Annotated in this window: 20 protein-coding genes; 6 read left to right on the top strand and 14 right to left on the bottom strand. The window is 34.3% G+C overall.

The features are described 5' to 3' along the window. The first annotated feature begins 229 nt into the window (after positions 1-229). A complete protein-coding gene (locus ABH961_RS14355) occupies positions 230-1,138 on the top strand; it encodes an EamA family transporter (protein ID WP_000947017.1) in 909 nt (302 codons plus the stop codon). Positions 1,139-1,226: 88 nt separating this feature from the next. Beyond that, entirely contained in the window at positions 1,227-2,372 is a 1,146-nt protein-coding gene (locus ABH961_RS14350; protein WP_098079682.1) for a M20 peptidase aminoacylase family protein, read from the top strand. 39 nt (positions 2,373-2,411) lie between these two features. On the opposite strand, the gene ABH961_RS14345 is transcribed toward ABH961_RS14350, so the two are convergent. The 3 genes from ABH961_RS14345 to ABH961_RS14335 form a co-directional block, all read right to left on the bottom strand. Further along, positions 2,412-3,356 (bottom strand): ABC transporter permease, encoded by a 945-nt coding sequence (locus tag ABH961_RS14345; RefSeq protein ID WP_000482782.1) that lies wholly within the window; start codon positions 3,354-3,356, stop codon positions 2,412-2,414. Next, a complete protein-coding gene (locus ABH961_RS14340) occupies positions 3,349-4,260 on the bottom strand; it encodes an ABC transporter ATP-binding protein (RefSeq protein ID WP_404519554.1) in 912 nt (303 codons plus the stop codon). Before ABH961_RS14340 ends, ABH961_RS14345 begins: the two co-directional genes overlap by 8 nt. A gap of 108 nt (positions 4,261-4,368) precedes the next feature. Next, entirely contained in the window at positions 4,369-4,926 is a 558-nt protein-coding gene (locus ABH961_RS14335; RefSeq protein WP_098078766.1) for an ABC transporter permease, read from the bottom strand. Between the two features lie 174 nt (positions 4,927-5,100). Here ABH961_RS14335 and ABH961_RS14330 point away from each other — a divergent pair, with 174 nt between their 5' ends. Further along, entirely contained in the window at positions 5,101-5,700 is a 600-nt protein-coding gene (locus ABH961_RS14330) for a histidine kinase (protein ID WP_098079684.1), read from the top strand. A gap of 63 nt (positions 5,701-5,763) precedes the next feature. Here the strand turns inward: ABH961_RS14330 and alsR are convergent, their stop codons facing one another. Beyond that, entirely contained in the window at positions 5,764-6,669 is a 906-nt protein-coding gene (alsR, locus tag ABH961_RS14325; RefSeq protein WP_000423221.1) for an acetoin biosynthesis transcriptional regulator AlsR, read from the bottom strand. A gap of 152 nt (positions 6,670-6,821) precedes the next feature. Between alsR and ABH961_RS14320 the strand changes: the two genes are divergently transcribed. Together ABH961_RS14320 and ABH961_RS14315 are read left to right on the top strand one after the other, a co-directional pair. Next, positions 6,822-7,187: a CidA/LrgA family holin-like protein gene (locus ABH961_RS14320; RefSeq protein WP_098048202.1), complete on the top strand. Its 366-nt coding sequence runs from the start codon at positions 6,822-6,824 to the stop codon at positions 7,185-7,187. Next, positions 7,184-7,861 carry an LrgB family protein gene (locus ABH961_RS14315; protein ID WP_000578955.1) on the top strand — a complete coding sequence of 226 codons (678 nt, stop codon included), beginning with the start codon at positions 7,184-7,186 and terminating at the stop codon, positions 7,859-7,861. The genes ABH961_RS14320 and ABH961_RS14315 overlap by 4 nt, the downstream gene beginning before the upstream one ends. A 12-nt stretch (positions 7,862-7,873) precedes the next feature. On the opposite strand, the gene ABH961_RS14310 is transcribed toward ABH961_RS14315, so the two are convergent. Then, positions 7,874-8,287 carry an NUDIX hydrolase gene (locus ABH961_RS14310; protein WP_098048200.1) on the bottom strand — a complete coding sequence of 138 codons (414 nt, stop codon included), beginning with the start codon at positions 8,285-8,287 and terminating at the stop codon, positions 7,874-7,876. Positions 8,288-8,428: 141 nt separating this feature from the next. Between ABH961_RS14310 and ABH961_RS14305 the strand changes: the two genes are divergently transcribed. Then, positions 8,429-8,635 (top strand): DUF3903 domain-containing protein, encoded by a 207-nt coding sequence (locus ABH961_RS14305; protein WP_000624203.1) that lies wholly within the window; start codon positions 8,429-8,431, stop codon positions 8,633-8,635. Between the two features lie 361 nt (positions 8,636-8,996). On the opposite strand, the gene ABH961_RS14300 is transcribed toward ABH961_RS14305, so the two are convergent. The 9 genes from ABH961_RS14300 to sirA all read right to left on the bottom strand — a co-directional run bounded on the left by ABH961_RS14300 (position 8,997) and on the right by sirA (position 17,526). Further along, positions 8,997-9,752 carry a sulfite exporter TauE/SafE family protein gene (locus tag ABH961_RS14300; RefSeq protein ID WP_404519551.1) on the bottom strand — a complete coding sequence of 252 codons (756 nt, stop codon included), beginning with the start codon at positions 9,750-9,752 and terminating at the stop codon, positions 8,997-8,999. 98 nt (positions 9,753-9,850) lie between these two features. After that, on the bottom strand, positions 9,851-9,997 hold the full coding sequence (locus tag ABH961_RS14295) for a BC1881 family protein (protein WP_000644411.1): 147 nt from the start codon (positions 9,995-9,997) through the stop codon (positions 9,851-9,853). 239 nt (positions 9,998-10,236) lie between these two features. Next, entirely contained in the window at positions 10,237-10,785 is a 549-nt protein-coding gene (locus ABH961_RS14290; RefSeq protein WP_048544162.1) for a hypothetical protein, read from the bottom strand. A gap of 23 nt (positions 10,786-10,808) precedes the next feature. Next, the gene (locus ABH961_RS14285; RefSeq protein WP_141519870.1) at positions 10,809-11,828 is read right to left on the bottom strand and encodes an NERD domain-containing protein; all 1,020 of its coding nucleotides are present in this window, start codon (positions 11,826-11,828) and stop codon (positions 10,809-10,811) included. A gap of 140 nt (positions 11,829-11,968) precedes the next feature. Beyond that, entirely contained in the window at positions 11,969-13,015 is a 1,047-nt protein-coding gene (locus ABH961_RS14280; protein WP_098079686.1) for a GH25 family lysozyme, read from the bottom strand. A gap of 132 nt (positions 13,016-13,147) precedes the next feature. Further along, the gene (locus tag ABH961_RS14275; RefSeq protein ID WP_098079688.1) at positions 13,148-14,911 is read right to left on the bottom strand and encodes an ABC transporter ATP-binding protein; all 1,764 of its coding nucleotides are present in this window, start codon (positions 14,909-14,911) and stop codon (positions 13,148-13,150) included. Beyond that, a complete protein-coding gene (locus ABH961_RS14270; RefSeq protein ID WP_098079690.1) occupies positions 14,911-16,662 on the bottom strand; it encodes an ABC transporter ATP-binding protein in 1,752 nt (583 codons plus the stop codon). Before ABH961_RS14270 ends, ABH961_RS14275 begins: the two co-directional genes overlap by 1 nt. Positions 16,663-16,785: 123 nt before the next feature. Then, entirely contained in the window at positions 16,786-17,007 is a 222-nt protein-coding gene (locus ABH961_RS14265; protein WP_001123315.1) for a YneF family protein, read from the bottom strand. 78 nt (positions 17,008-17,085) lie between these two features. After that, positions 17,086-17,526, bottom strand: coding sequence for a sporulation inhibitor of replication protein SirA (gene sirA, locus ABH961_RS14260; protein ID WP_000860645.1), 441 nt, complete (start codon positions 17,524-17,526; stop codon positions 17,086-17,088). Between the last annotated feature and the right edge of the window lie 87 nt (positions 17,527-17,613).

Below are 17,613 nucleotides of genomic sequence, written 5' to 3'. Positions count from 1 at the left end.
CCTAAAAAATATTTTTTTCAAATGCTGTCTTTATACAATACGAAGCTGATTTTACAATACTTTTATTATTACTAATTTCAAGATTATGCATAAATATCATACTTTTATTATTATTCTATAAAATGTCATACTTTTCTTTTATTTGACCCTTCATTTTTAATTTTGTATACTTCCCTCTAGTTATATATATCCGTTAGGAACAATTTCATATAGATGGGAGGAATTTTTCATGCTTCGTTATTCTCTTTTAGTTTTATTAGGAGCGTGTAGTTATGGGATTTTAGCTATTTTCGTTAAACTTGCCTATGCAGACGGGTTTTCACTTGGAGAGGTAATTGGCAGCCAATATTTGTTCGGTTGGATTATTTTGCTTGCTATTACTCTTCTATTTTCTAGACATCGTGTTCCATTAAAACAAGCGTTAATTTTATTCGTTGCAGGTACATCTGCAAGTTTTACTGGAATTTTTTATTATGCTTCATTAAAAACTGTACCAGCATCTATTGCAATTATACTTTTATTCCAATTCGTTTGGGTCGGAATTATTATTGAAGCAGTCGTAACAAAAACATTACCTTCAAGAGAAAAGGTTATTTCCGTTATTTTCTTACTTGCAGGTACATTTTTATCAAGTGGTTTACTAGAGAAATCAGCAGGTGATTTCGATATGACTGGAATCATACTAGGTTTATTATCTGCTGTTACATTCGCAACATACATTTTCGTGAGCGGAAAAGTTGCTGTTGAAGTACCTTCATTACCGCGCGGTGTTCTCTTAATGACTGGCGCTTTAACTTTAGTAATGATCGTATTCCCGCCAACATTTATTTTTAGCGGTGCAATTTCTGAAGGACTTTGGAAATACGGTTTAGGATTAGGAACATTTAGTATCGTTATTCCTTCTATCGCCTTTACAATCGGTATTCCAAAGATCGGTTCTGGCTTAGCGACTATTCTTGGTGCAGCAGAACTACCAGTTACAACAATTATGTCTGTATTCGTTTTAAAAGAAGCGGTGCTATCTTCACAATGGATCGGTGTATCACTTATTTTAATCGGTATTGCAATCCCGCAAATTGCCTATGCAATGCGTGGACGTTATCGTAAACATCATACACACAAAAAATTGGCAGCATAAAACGAGAGAGGATTTTCATTTGAGAATCCTCTCTTTTCTTATTGTATACTTAATGTAAATACTTTATTTAAGAAAGAAGGCATTATACGTGGCAGCAAATCTAGAGCAATTAACTGAGATGCTAATTTCTATTCGTCGAAATTTACATGAGCATCCAGAATTATCATACGAAGAATTTGAAACGACGAAGACTATAAAAAATTGGTTAGAAGAGAAAAACATTACGATTATAAATTCTAGTTTAGAAACAGGCGTTATTGCTGAAATTTCAGGGAATAATAGCGGACCAATTATAGCAATCCGTGCTGATATTGATGCCCTTCCTATTCAAGAAGAAACAAATTTACCGTACGCTTCAAAAATTCCCGGTAAAATGCATGCTTGTGGGCATGATTTTCATACAGCTGCTATTATAGGTGCCGCTTATTTATTAAAAGAAAAAGAATCTTCTCTTAGCGGAACTGTACGCTTTATATTCCAACCAGCTGAAGAAAGTAGCAATGGTGCTTGCAAAGTAATTGAAGCCGGGCATTTACATGGCGTGCAAGCTATTTTCGGTATGCATAATAAACCTGATTTACCAGTAGGTACAATCGGTATTAAAGATGGTCCACTGATGGCCGGGGTCGATCGATTTGAAATTGAAATTCACGGAGTTGGTACACATGCAGCTGTACCAGATGCTGGGGTAGACCCTATTGTCGCGTCCTCTCAAATCGTGATGGCACTCCAAACAATTGTAAGCCGAAATATAAGCTCTTCACATAATGCCGTCGTCAGTGTCACAAACATCCATTCAGGAAATACGTGGAACGTAATTCCTGAAAAAGCAACGCTGGAAGGAACTGTACGTACATTCCAAACTGAAACACGTGAAAAGATTCCAGCTCTCATGAAACGTATTATTCAAGGGGTTTCTGATGCATTAGGTGTAAAAACAGAATTTCGTTTTTATGCAGGTCCTCCTGCTGTTCAGAACGATACATCTTTAACAAACTTATCCTCTCAAGTTGCTGAAAAAATGAATTTAAATATCATCTCTCCTACCCCGTCGATGGCCGGAGAAGATTTTTCTTTTTATCAACAAGAAATACCTGGTTCATTCGTTTTTATGGGAACGAGTGGTACACATGAATGGCATCATCCAGCTTTTACAGTAGATGAGCAAGCATTACCTATAAGTGCAGAATACTTCGCTTTGTTAGCTGAAAAAGCACTTAAACAATTTGCATAAAAAAGAGCCGTTAAGAAATACTTAACGGCTCCTTTTTTATTAAGTTAAATCACGTTTTAAAAATACTGTATAGGAAATGCTTAAAAATACAAATAAATATAGTAATAACATACATGAAGCAAATGGGAATGTTACTCCATCAATAAAACTTCCATTCTTTGAAATACTGTATAAATCTGTGTTTGCTGGCAATAAATATTTCGCCCAATCATATCTAGTTGCTGCTAATAATGCAATATTTCCTGATAAAGCAAGAAATAGTGAAATACCAATCGCGCCTCCACTAGATCTTGTTAAGACAGAAATCATAAATGCAAACGCTGCGTACACAATGGTCGGCAACCACGATAAAATATAATACTTACTAGCTTCCACAAAAATATTTTGTTTTATAATATTTCCATCTTGGAAAATAAGCTCGCTCCATGCAGGCTGTTGGAATTTATAAATAACAAGTCCACATAAAGTGGAGAAAATCATATTAAATATAAACAATAACGCTGCAAATATCACAATTGCTAAAAATTTAGCTGTCAAAATTTTAAATCGACTCGCTGGTCGTATCGTTAAAAATTTATATGTTCCCCAGCTATATTCATTCGCAAAAATTGTACTTGCATACACGAGGATAAATGGGAGCAATATTGGAAATACGATAAAACCTGTATCTCTCATGAAAGAAAGCGGAGAACTGCTTGCCGGTGCTGTATCTGTATCTAAATGCTTCATCTTAAGCTGATATTCCTTTACAAGCTCGTCCCCAGATCGTTCCGCTAAAATAGCTTCTTTTTTCATGCCTAGCTTTTTCTCAATTTCTACAGTTCGTTCTGTATAATCGGCTTTCCATCCTTTTGTTTCCGGTTCTAAATACTTTACCGTAACCCATCCTAATCCAATTATTAATACTGCAATAACTGCAAAGGGAATAATCGTTCGCTTTCGCTTAAATATTTTATACAGTTCGTTATACACTAAATTAAACAATATCTTTTCCCCCTGTTAATTCTAAAAATTGCTCTTCTAACGTTTTTCTTTCTTCATATACACGATACACTTGAATATTTTTCTCAAGCAATGTACGAATAACATTTGGGATTTCTTCATCTTTTACAGTAATAAGTAGATCATTACCTTTTATTAAAACATCTTGGTCTAACATTTCTGCTGCTTTATTCGCATCATCTACACGTATACGGATTGTCTCCATCTCTTCTCTTTGATTATGCTGAATATTTTGCGTCGCCACATATTCTCCATGCTGAATAATGATAACTCTATCACACATTAATTCAACTTCTGAAAGTAAGTGACTAGATACAAGTACCGCTTTTCCTTGTTCATGTGCAATTTTCTTTATGTACATCCTCATTTCATGTATTCCACTAGGATCTAATCCATTCGTTGGTTCATCTAATATTAATACATCTGGATCGTGAATAAGCGCTTGAGCAATTCCTAAACGTTGTCTCATGCCGAGTGAATATGCTTTTACTTTACGGTCAATTACTTGTCCCATTCCTAACAATTTCACTACTTCATCGATACGTTCTTCGGTCACATTACCATTCATTCGTCCGAAATATGTTAAATTTTCATAGCCGCTCAAAAAAGGATAAAATTCAGGTGTCTCAATTACCGCTCCAATTTTCGCAGCGGTTTTTTCAAATTGCTGTTTCACAGATTGACCATCAATCCATACTTCACCTTCTGTCATACGGATCATACCAACCATCATTCTCATTAAAGTCGTTTTTCCAGCACCATTTGGTCCGAGCAAGCCAACTACTTCACCCTTTTTAACTTCGAAACTAATATTTTCTACAAGTGTCTTTGAACCGATTCGCTTCGTTAACCGCTTAACCTTTACAATTGATTGTTCATTTGTCATACTATACAACCTTTCCTTCCCATTCTTTGTCAGGTCTTTACACTGTAACATGATTATTTTTATGTGTAAAATAAGAAAAGGCATGATTTCTCATGCCTTTTCCTTAAATTAAAACGAATTTTCATCTTGTAAACTTTGAACAAATCGAAAACATTGCATCATCGATAATAGGACGACCACAATCATAATTATACTAACAACTACTATTGCATATATTGTAATCGGTGCACTATTTATCCCTTGTATTCCTGCTATTTTCATAAAGATAATCGTAAATAATTTCAAAAATAACATCCCATTCACTAATCCAAAAACAAACGCTGCTCCATAAATAAATAATTGCTCCTGACATAATAAACATAGTACGTCATTTCTCTTCCTACTCTCTGCTACATAAGATTTAATTTCCTCTTTCCTCACTTGCAGAAGAGAAAACGTTATTTTATATGTAGTAAAAATACAAATAAAAATGAATACAATAAACAGCATGTAAAAGCTCATTTGAAATAAAAGTGTAGTCTCTAATTTCCCAATAGCTCCTTCATTAAATTGGAGCGATATCATAAAAAATAAAATCATAGTACTCATAGCAACCCACATGAATTGCTTCATCCTTTTGGCAGCAAATGTTCTTATATTTTTTCTCACTAACTGACATAAAGACATATGTTCTTCCCCTACCTTACTTCATACCATACTCATTCTATACTACTAGTGTATAAAAATATGACATTTTAAACATCGCACTACAATCTGAATTTTTTCTAAGTCTTTAGTCCTAGAAAATAAAATGGAAAATAAATCATATTCAGAATATAATTGTAAAAAGGAGGGGGTTGCATGCGCATAAAATTACTATCAATCTTATTTTTATTATTTCTCACAAGTTGTAGCTCACTTAAAAACAATGAGATCACCATTGTTGAGCCATACAAATTAACAGAAGAGCAATCTTCTATTTTACAAATGACTCCTTTTCAAGAAGGAGACAGCATGTTTTATAACGTTACCCTAAAAAATGAAAAAGATGAAATACATGCTACAATTGATTATTATCAAAATGGTAAAAAAACAAACGTAATTGCGAATATAGCTACCTCCCATTTTCAAAAAAAGAAAGTAAAGCTTTCTTTTTTACCACCTCAATTCCAACTCGATAAAGATGTACAAGTGCAAAAACATTGGTATGTTAATATTGAAGGTAGTTCCATGCTCGCTCCTGAAGAAGCACCTCCAATCATAAATAGCTCTACCTCTACTACTCTTCAATCTGCTATAAACTTAACATACAATCAAAAGACGACTTTAGCGGCTATAATAAAAACGAATAAAGAAACCGTAAGAATTCCAATGCTTGAGGAAAAAACTGCTATTGACCAACTATTACAAGAAAACGAACATGTTTATCTCTTTAGTATAGAACTAAAAAAAGAACACTAAAGCGGAAATGCAATTATATTGCATTTCCGCTTTAGTGTTTAATGAGGTGTAATTTTTAACAAATTAATTAATCTCATCCTCAACTTCTATTCTTTTCTTCTCTCTTGCAATTTTCAAAAACTCTAAAAGTTCTGGATTAGTATTCATTTTTTTGTACGCTACTGACATTTCTGCAACAAAATTAGAATCACATAACTCTTTATATACGACTTCGGTTTTATACAATTTATTCGCCGATACAGGTATTACCGTAATTCCGATTCCTGCCGCTACAAGTCCCATAACTGTTTGATATTCCGTTGCTTCTTGTACAATGTGTGGACTAAATCCTACGTCGCGGCAAAGTGATAAAATTGTATCGTATAACGCTGGCCATACCGGTCTCGTAATAAATACGAACGGTTCGTCTCTTAAATCTTCAATATGTATTTCATCCTTTTCAGCAAGTGGATGTGCCTTCGGTAAACATAACGTACAAGAAAGCTTTTGAATTGGTTCTAACTCTAGTAATTGCGTTGGAATTGGCGGACGCAAAAAGCCAATATCAATACGGTTATCGTGAAGTGCATGCACCTGATCCGGTGTTGACAGTTCATGTAATGCAACAGACACTCTGGGAAATTTCTTTCTATACTCCCTTACGATAGATGGTAAAATATCATATATCGCCGCACCTACAAAACCAATTGAAAGTGATCCCACTTCTCCCCTTTGGGCACTTTGTGCAACTTCTACTGCTTTATCAATTTGTTCGAACGCTTTTTTTACTTCTTTTAAAAACATTTCTCCAGCTTCTGTTAATTCAACTTTTCTCTTTGTTCTTGAAAATAACATAACTCCCATTTCTTTTTCTAATTGCTGAATTTGTTGACTAAGCGGTGGTTGTGTCATTTGTAAACGAGCAGCTGCTCGTCCAAAGTGTAACTCCTCTGCCACTACAACAAAATATTGCAAATGCCGTAATTCCATTTTGGACACCCTTTTCACTTTCAATTAATATATCTAATATATTAATAACATATAATTTATATATTAGACAAATTTTTCGAATGAACGTATAGTAGAAATTGTTAATTCTTTTTTACAATTTTTATGTAAAAAAAGAAAGAGGTGGGTACTGTATGAAATGGTGGAAATTAAGCGGACAAATTTTATTATTATTTTGTTTCGCTTGGACAGGTGAATGGATTGCAAAACAGGCACACCTCCCAGTTCCAGGAAGTATACTCGGTATTTTTTTATTGTTAATTTCATTAAAATTTAACCTAGTGAAAAAAGAGTGGGTACAGGACGGAGCAGACTTTTTATTAAAAGAACTTATTTTATTTTTCATTCCTTCTGCAGTCGCTGTCATACGCTACAAAGATACACTATCACAATATGGAATCGATCTCATTTTAATTATTATGATTAGTACACTTTGTGTCACTCTCGCTACAGGACTCCTAACAGAATTGCTACTAAAGCGGAAAGGATCCGTGCAATGATCGGCTTTCTTTGTTTACTATTAACACTATTCACATATTGGATATCGAAGAAAATGTATCAACGCTGGAATTGGAGCTTACTTTCTCCTCTTCTCGTCTGCCCTATTATTTTAATTGCTTTATTACTCGGACTAGACACACCTTATGAAACATATGAAACAGGTGGTCAATGGTTAACAGAATTATTAAAGCCTGCAACAGTTGCTTTCGCATGGCCAATCTATAAATACTTTGATTTACTCAAGAAACATGGAATAGCTATTTTACTTAATGTCATTGTCGGTTCATTTTTATCAGTTATTACTTCAGCACTACTAGCTAATTATTTTCAAATTGATTCATCGTTAGAACATAGTTTAGCGCCTCATATTGTAACGACACCAATTGCAATGGCCATTTCAGAAATGATTGGTGGTATGTCACAATTAACAGCAGTATTTGTTGTTTTAACTGCGTTAACAGGAGCATTGCTCGGACCTGCTCTCATACGTATATGCCGTATTAAAACAGCGCTCGCAAAAGGCATTATGTTAGGCACGAGCGCAAATGGAACCGGTACATCAAAAGCATTCGAAATCGGCCCTGTAGAAGGAACCATCGCAAGTTTATCTATGCTTTTAACAGCAGGAGCTAGTTTAGTTATCGTTCCGCTTTTCTTGTCGTGGATACATTGAAAAAGCAAGTGTTTAAACACTCGCTTTTTTATTTATATATTTATTTAAAACCTCATAATCCTCCGGGAAAGATAGCGTTAATTCCTTCATTTCATCTATCCTCTTCCAAGCAATTTCATGTATTAACTCATCAGGATCTTGGATTTTCATACTACCGCCTATTTTTTTAACGACATAATAATAAACGTATACAGGAACCCCGTATGTAATACCCTCTTTTTCGTATATTTTATTTACAACTTCCACATTGTAACCTGTTTCTTCCCAAACTTCTCGAATACAACATTCTTCTAGTGTCTCTCCCTTTTCAAGCCCTCCACTTGGAACAGACCATCTTTTTTCTTCACCCTTTTGCCCTTGCAACACCATTAAAACTTCATTTTTTTCATTTATACATACTGCTGCACAACCTATCCATCTTTCCATATACATCCCTCCCCTACAAAAATTCACCTTCTTTATCATTTTCTCCTTGAAAAAAGAGGAAAAAAGTAAACTAATGACGAAAAATCACATTAACTTCATAGACAATCCCTTCTTAGAAATTAAAAACGGAAGGATGAAAATATGATTTCTAAATATGTTGTGGAATGTGTCTTTTGTGAAGAAAATCGAAAACCACGCCAAGCTATCGTAACAGTTCCCGCCACTACTCAGCTACTAGCCATTGAAAAAGTGCGTGCGGAATGTAAACGTCGTTTCGGAAAAGCTTTATTATTGCAAACAGAAATTAAAGAAGAAATAACTTTTGAACAAAAAGAAAGCCGACCATAAATTGGTCAGCTTTCTTATCCGATCATATTTTCTCATGAAGATTAGGGGCATCCTCTTTAAGGATCGGGATTTTCCCATTATGTACGTTCCATAATGGTCATCGAACAATATATTTCTATGCAATTAATTATTGAATAGAATAGGGCAAAACTTGTTCGCATTTTTAGAAAAGGGATAGGGATATAATTCAAGTAGTACTTCGAATACTCGAACTTTACACTCATTATATTAAAGTAAATCCTTTTATATGGGAAATATGAATTACTTACATAATTCATTCGTAAAATATATTAATAGTTTGCTATATTAATTTTATCCCGCTATTTGTAAGCAGTAACCCCCTACTTATTATAATTTCACTTTATTCCATCAATAGCATACATCCAGCTAAAACCGGTGTCATAATCATCGAAAACCTCAAAAGCATTCGCGGTGCATAATTTGTAAACTTCGCGCCAATATATGCCCCTAACATGGTCCCAATTAATACTTGCAATAACAATATATAATCTAAATATCCTTCCGAACTATATCCTAGCCCGCCTCCAATTGCAATCGGTAATATAACAAGCATCGTTGTCCCTACAGATTGCTGAATCGTTAGTCCCAATAGAACCATTAATCCAAGTTGAATAAACGGTGCAGAACCAATCCCAAATGAACCAGCCATCATTCCAGTAACTAATCCAAGGCATACACATTTCAACAAGTAGTTCATGTAAAACTCTTTATGCTTATATAAAGATGACTGTTCTTTGTTTTGGAACATAATTAATTTAATAAACATAAAAATTGCCGATAAAAATAACATCCCAGCTGTAAACCAATGAAGAAGATGTGCTGGTATAAGTGAACCAAATTTAGAACCAATATAAGAGCCAATTGCGCCAAATCCCCCAACAATCCCTCCTATAATAAGTGCAACATTGCCTTCACGGTAATGACTGACAACACCTGATAATGTCGTAAACGCCATTGCAGTTAAAGATGCTGCAAGAGCAACATGAATAGGAATATGGAATACTAAAGTGAGTATCGCGATAATAAACCCAGCTCCTCCAGCTCCAACAAATCCTAATAAAATACCCATTACTAACATTGTTATAATAATTGCCACAGACTTTCCCTCCAGTAACACAATTATCCATCATATTTATCCTTACATACAAATAAAAAGCATCCTAAACGGATGCTTTTTATTTCAATGATATGTACTTAATCTTGATTAATCAAAATAACCGCTGGACCAGCGACTACTACTCCAGCTACTTCTATCTTTTCAAATTCCTTTACTGTAATAGATATAACTCCTTCTCTTTCCATCAATTCTTTACTCAGGACATCAGTCGGGATTGCTTTCACCGTCTTACCCCCTTTTCATTTATACAATATGATAAAGTGAAACTTTCATCAGTGGTTTTTTTGTCCGTACTTATTAATTATTAACCCTCAGCAATCGGGCGAATAATCACCCAATGCATCTATATATATGCATCACCTCCGCTTTCATTCCTTATTCCACTCAAAAACCTTCTCCCCCTTCCGTGACATATTGAAAAATAAAAAAGAAGCTATAACATATAGCTTCCCTCCACGTTTCTTTAATCTTTATGCACCGTATATTCCATGACTTTACCATCTCTATCAAATTGTAAAACAAGCTGTTCGCTATCTATTGGAATAAAGCCACGTTCAGTCCCAAGATAATACAAAGTGATAACTCCTTCTTCCCCACTTCTCGTTTCCGTTGGAGCTCCTAACAATTGTGTAATTTCTTCATTTGATTTCCCTATTAATTTATATTTTTGTAATAGATCATCTACCATATGTACCCGTTTATCTGCATGATTTAACCATCTATTTTGATTAAACTTTAATGTATATTCATTTACACTTAGTTGTACAGTGCACACTATTAATGGTATAAGTGCTACTATTAATCCCCCCAACATTTGCTTCTTTTCTTCATTACGATTTTTAGAAACATATAAAATAGCCCTTTGAATCATGACTAATAAAACAAATGGTATGAATACTACAAAAATGCTCCTTACACTTAAGGGTATATGGACCATATCAATGACGAATATAAATACAATGTACATTACTATATACAAACAAAAATAGACATACACAATGCCACGCAGCATATCGTTCAGAAAGATCTCCCCTTTTAACTCACTATATAATTCATCCGGCTAATCATTTCTTGAATCTGTTCTAATTCTTGCACTGTATATACTACTTTCCCTGCTAATATTTCATTTCTAAAGAACGTTACAATTTGCTCCCGATCTTTTAATCTAGGTGTTTCCTCACTAGAAAGGTCTACTATTGCTTTTCCATTTTTATTATAAAAATATACAACTGGTTTTACCTTTTCTTTTATACTATTAGCCTGCATTTCTTTCAAACCACTGTATAAAATTTGAGATAGTTTCTTCGCCCTATATACTGGATTCCCTTCATTTTTCACTTGTATAGTTGACGAATCTTTACCTACTATATATTCAAATGTCTCTTCTTTTTCAACTTCTTGTTGATACTTACCCATCTCATCAATCATAAATGTATATATACCAGCATTTTCTTTCGTTAAACCATGAATTAATTTCTCTTCCCATTCTTTCGTCTCAAGTAGATAAATACCAGTTTTGCACAAGATGAGATGATGGATTCGATTATCGTTTATTTCACTATTATTTTTAATAAAAACATTCGGCATGATTTGAATTTCAGCATCTAATATGATGCCTTGCTCTATGAATCCTCGTTTCATATAATGTAATGTTTCGTACGTATTCATTTCAGCGCCGTTTTTAGTATATTCTCGTAGATTTGCAATTAATTTTTGAAACATATGTATTTCGTTATTATGTTTATTTTGCATTTCACTACGTTCTTTACTATGCTGCACAGCTAATTGATTTTTCATCATACGCATATTTTCAATTTCTCTATTTGCACTTACTTGTAAATCATTGTATTTTTTCTGTTCCATATTTTTTAAATTATTTTGTTGTTCTTTATGCTCTATCACCGTAGCTGCAATTTCATTTTTATACGTTTCAATCGCTTGTTTCTTTTCAAATTCTACTTGCTGACTCTCTGATTCTAACTGTTTATTTTTATAAAACAGCACAAATACTACAGCTAATAATATTAAAACCGCACCTATTAGCACATAATTCATATTTTTACCCCTTTATTTCATTTTCGATTATTTTTTATAAATATATCTACTATAGTATACTATGGTTTCGATATAGACTTTGCAAAAGTTGTATATTTTTAATAAAAGGCACCTCTGACGGGGCACCTTTTATTTTCACTCTATTGTACACCATACTGAATATAACTTGGATCGTAGTATATCCATTGATTTGTCCCTAAGCAAAGCCATCCATCTTGCTTACTCCATACTCGATACGATTCACCATGATGTAACTGTCTTATAACATTTCCATTTAATGATGGAGCATCACGCAAATTTACATTATCACCAGTAATAGTCGCCACATAATGTTTATACTGAATATAACTCGGATCATTATATACCCACTGATTTGTCCCTAAACAAAGCCATCCATCTTGTTCTCCCCAAACTTCATATGTTTCGCCACGATTCAATTGGCGAATTACACTAGACTGCAAAGATGGTCCACTTCTCAAATTCACATTATCTCCATTAATTATAGCAACCCCATACACTGGAGTTGCATTATTAGGCGGGGAAACATTACCTCCACCACTTGCTCCATTCCCTTTTAAAGCTTCTAATGAAACTGCAGCTGATACATCACAATTTCCTACGCCTGAAATTTGTCCAGAATCTGTGTACTGCCACGCTGTCCACGCTGTCCATCCACCAGCATCAGCAGGCGGTGTACTCGAGTATTTAGCAATCCAAAGCGGTATATCACTTAATCCGCTAATTCCGAACTCATTAATATACCAAACTCCTGTATATAACATTACATCTTTTCCAGTAGCCTGTTTCACATAATTTATGAAGCTTCTTGCCCAATTCGATATAGCGTTACCAGTTAAATTACTGTTGCTCGGATCTGTTGGTGATTCTAAATCCAGAACTGGCATTAAGTCTGTCTGGTTATTTTGTAATATACTCACAAAATATTTCGCCTCTGAAATTGCATCATTTTGTTCTGGGCGTGCAAAATGGTATGCACCAATTAATACATTCGCATTTCGTGCTGCTTGTACATTCTTAGTAAAAGTAGGATCAATGTAGTTTACACCTTCTGTCGCTTTTGCATACGCCGCTGAAATACCCGATCCCTTCACTGCATTCCAATCAATGTTTCCTTCCCAATGAGACACATCGATAAACGTAATATTTGAACTAGATCTACCTTGCATATAAAAGCTCCTATCAATTTTTTTCATTTCGTATACATACAATATGTACAACTTTAATAAAAGGTCACGACGTTTATACTATAGATATTGAGAGCAAACATATTTTATAAGCAAAGTAAAAAGGCCTTATAATTACAAGGCCTTTTGTAAACTTCCTTTATTTTGTAGTAAATACATATTATAATACAACCCTTGCTCACTCAGTAATTCTTGATGTGTTCCTCTTTCTACTATTTCTCCATCATGCATAACAAAGATTTGATCTGCATCTTGAATTGTAGATAATCTGTGTGCAATTGCTATAGTCGTTCTCCCTTTTCGCATTTGCTGTAATGCTGTTTGGATCGCATCTTCTGTTTCTGTATCAATATTAGCTGTTGCTTCATCTAATACTAATACTTTCGGATTCGTTGCTATCGTTCTAGCAAAAGCAATTAATTGTCGTTGACCACTAGAAAATGCAGCTCCTCTTTCTACTACTTCCGTTTCATACTGCTCTGGTAATTTTTCAATAAACGTATTCGCTTGCACAAATTGTGCCGCTTCTTTTACTTCTTCATCCGTAATTTCTTCATTGTACATACGAATATTTTGTTTTACATTTCCCGCAAATAAAAATGCATCTTGCAATACGAGTCCTATTTTCTTTCTAATTTCTCTTTCTTCAAATTTCTCTAAATCTACACCATCTATTACAATATTTCCGGACTTAATATTATAAAATCGCATTAACAAATTCATAATAGTACTTTTTCCGCTACCAGTGTGCCCAACGAAAGCAACTGTTTGCCCTTGTTTCACGTGGAAAGATACATTTTTTAAAACATCACGTTTTCCATCATACGAAAAAGTAACATTTTTAAATCCAATTTCTCCATTAACAACTTGAGGATTTCCATCCCCTTTTTGAACTGGAGCTAAATCTTTCTCATCCATTAAATGAAATACACGTGATGATGAAACAAGTGCCTGTTGGAAAAATGATAATTTCATCATCATCTCATTTACAGGCTGGAAGAAACGATGTATATAGTTAACAAACGCATATAAGACACCTACTTCAACAGGACTCTTCAAAGCATCAATTCCAAATAAACCAAGTACTAACGCAATAGCCACAATATGAACTAAATCAGTTGCTGGACGTAAAAGTAACGCGTCTAACTTTAACGTCCGTCGCCCTGCACTATAATGTTTATTATTCACTTCTTCAAACTCTTTTCTCATACGCTTTTCTTGCCTGAACACTTGAACAATATTCATTCCTTGAATGGACTCATTCAACTTTGCATTTAACACGCTTAATTGATTACGTACTTCTAAATAAAAGGCTGCACTCTTCCGGCGATATAGCACCATAATTGCAAACATTATCGGAATTAATACGAGAGAAAATAGAGCTAGTTTTACATTTAATAAAAACATTGCTACTAAAATACCTATTAAAAAGACTACATTTTTGACAAATGTGGATAATACACTGACATAAAAATCTTTAATTGCTTCCGTATCATTTGTTATGCGCGATACAAGCGTACCAATCGGCGTACGATCAAAGAAACTTAATGACAACTTTTGAACATGATTATATACTTCAACACGCATATCTTGAACAATTTTAAAAGCGATATTTTGAAAATACAATAAGTCTAAATAAGTAAATAATACTTTTAATAAGTGAGCAATAAGATACACTACAAATAGAGTAACAAGTGCTGATTGATCAAAGTTACGTGGTACTAAATGTTCATCAAGAAATTGTTTAATTAAAAAAGGACCCATCATTTCAGTTACAGTTGCACCAACTAAAAAGATAAATGCTAAAGATAGTAACCTTTTATATGGCTTCATATAAGAAAGTAATCTACTTAAATCACTCCGCTTCTTCCCGGTCATCATACGCCTCCTTTCTCGACTAATGCTTCTAACTGCTGGCTCTCGTACATTTCTTTATACCAACCGTTTTCTTTCATTAATTGTTCATGTGTACCTCGTTGCACAATTCTGCCTTCATCCACAACAAGTATAAGATTGGCATGTTGAATTGCACTTAAACGATGAGCAGTAATAATCGTTGTTTTTCCTGCTCTTTCCCTCTTTAATGCATTTAAAATCGTTTCTTCTGTTTTTGCATCTACCGCTGATAAACAATCATCTAAAATTAAAATTTCCGCATTCGTTAATAAAGCACGTGCAATAGAGATTCTCTGTTTTTGACCTCCAGATAACGAAACGCCTCTTTCTCCTACTACCGTTTCATATCCTTCTGAAAATTGGAGGATGTCATTATGAATACAAGCAATCTCTGCAGCGCGGGTTATTTCATTATATGTAGCATCCGCCTTTCCGAAGGCAATATTCTCCCCAATACTCGCTGAAAATAAAAAATGATCTTGCGGCACGTATGAAATGGCAGAACGGACACCGTAAAGTGTTACATCGCGAATATCCCGCTCCCCAACTTTTAATTCACCACTAAAATGATCATACTCACGGATTAAACATTTTAATAAAGTCGTTTTCCCTGCTCCTGTACGTCCGACAACGCCTAGTGTCTCACCCTTCTTCAAATCAAAGTGAACATCTATTAGCTGTAACAGTTCATTTTTCTTATATGAAAATGAATCGACCGCAAATGTAACATCACCGCTTGCTACTTTATTTACAGCATCTTCTCTATTTACTACATCTGATTTTTGCGAGAGAATTTTTTCTACCCGGTCATACGAAGCACGCCCACGCTCCATAATATTAAACAACCATCCAAAGGCTAACATTGGCCAAACGAGGGTACCTAAATACGTTGTAAATGTAACGAGATCACCTACAGTTAATTCACCCCTCACAACTAATACTGACCCGTAACACACTGCAATTAAAAAAGAAAATCCAACGATAAGAGAGATTGTTGGATCAAACAACGAATCAATACGTGCGACTAACATATTTTTATGTACAACATCTTCTGATTTTTTTCGAAATGCTTGTAAATCTTCTTTCTCTTGTCCAAGTGATCGAATTACCTTCATCCCACTCATACTCTCTTGCACTTTATCATTGATTTCTGAAAACGATTGCTGCGCTTTATGAAACCTTTTATGTAATAACGTTCCATAATAATTTGTCGAAATCGCTACAATCGGCATTGGAATTAAGCTTAACAATGTTAACTTCCAACTAATTGTAAAACCCATCGCTACGAGTACACATCCCCCAACCGCTAATGAATCAACAAGTGTTAAAACGCCCGATCCAGCAGTTTGTTGAATCGCCTGAATATCATTAGTCGCATGCGCCATCAAATCACCCGTACGACGTGATTGATAGAAAGATGGGCTCATCCTTGTAAAATGTTCATATAAATTCTTTCGTAATTGACGGGCTAGTTTTAACGAAGATCCAAAAATCATAATACGCCATAAATAACGTAATATGTACATAGTAATCCCTACAACTACTAACAGAATAACCCACTTCAACAATTTTTCAGCTGTTAATGTTCCATTATTAATTTCATCTACTACAATACCTAGTACTTTCGGAGCTACAAGTTCAAGAAGCGCGACACCAAATAACATAATAATTCCGATTATGTACGCTCGTTTTTCTTGTTTAAAAAACCACGCTAAATTAATAAATACCTTCATTTTTATCCTCCTCCCTTAAAATGAGCGATGTTTTCAGTTTACCAAAAATACTGAATTTTTAAAAGTTTTAAACTACATAACTAACAAAAAGAAAAGACACTCTTAACGAGTGTCTTTTAGCGCTTATTTCGTTTGTTGCTTATTCATCGCGCTCATCATTTGATTGATTTTCTTTTGGGAAGGTTTTTGTCCCATTTGCATCATCATCATTTTTAACATTTGTTCATTAATTGGTGGATTTTTTTCTAAGTAGTTCATCATGTATTTGCGGGCAATGAAAAATCCTAACGCCACGCCTGCTACTAGTGCTACTACGCCCACTAGAATACCTAACCAAATTGGCATATATTTTCCTCCTTCATGTTGTCTACCTTACAGTGTACTAAAACCTTTTCAATAAGACAAGATACAATTCGACATTTTTTACACATATGTTCGTACTTGTTTTAGAGGATTCAGCCATCCGTACTTTGTATTTTCATAATCCATAGCTAAAAATGTTAATTCACACTTTCTTAACACCTCAAAGAAAGTCGTTTCCATAGAAACGTTTCCAGAGGTATTCATGCGAATATAGTGCGGTTTCACCATTATTTCGCCGTATTCCGCTCCTGTATAAAGTGTATGTGTATGATGTGTTCGATCATATTTACCAAGAACGCGCAAAGCTTGTTCTAATTTATGGTGAATTTTCATTACTTGTAATGGCATCGTTATATACATCATTTGTTTATATAACACTTTTTTCTCCGAAAGGGACCCAGATTCTGAAAATCTAGCAAATAAATCAAAAAACAAATATTCACGACCAAAGTAAGCTTTCGCAATATCCTCTTGAATTAAATACAATTCATACGTTTTCATCTTTCGCCTCCCAATCTGGACAACCTTTTCCCTTCATTATATAGAAGAAATTTTGCAATGATTGTCTGACTGCGGAGAGATAAAAAA

The organism is Bacillus sp. RC251, from assembly GCF_044908765.1.
Lineage (GTDB): Bacteria > Bacillota > Bacilli > Bacillales > Bacillaceae_G > Bacillus_A > Bacillus_A wiedmannii.
Note: the sequence above shows the minus strand (reverse complement) of the source record. Positions and strands in the feature narration are given on the sequence as shown.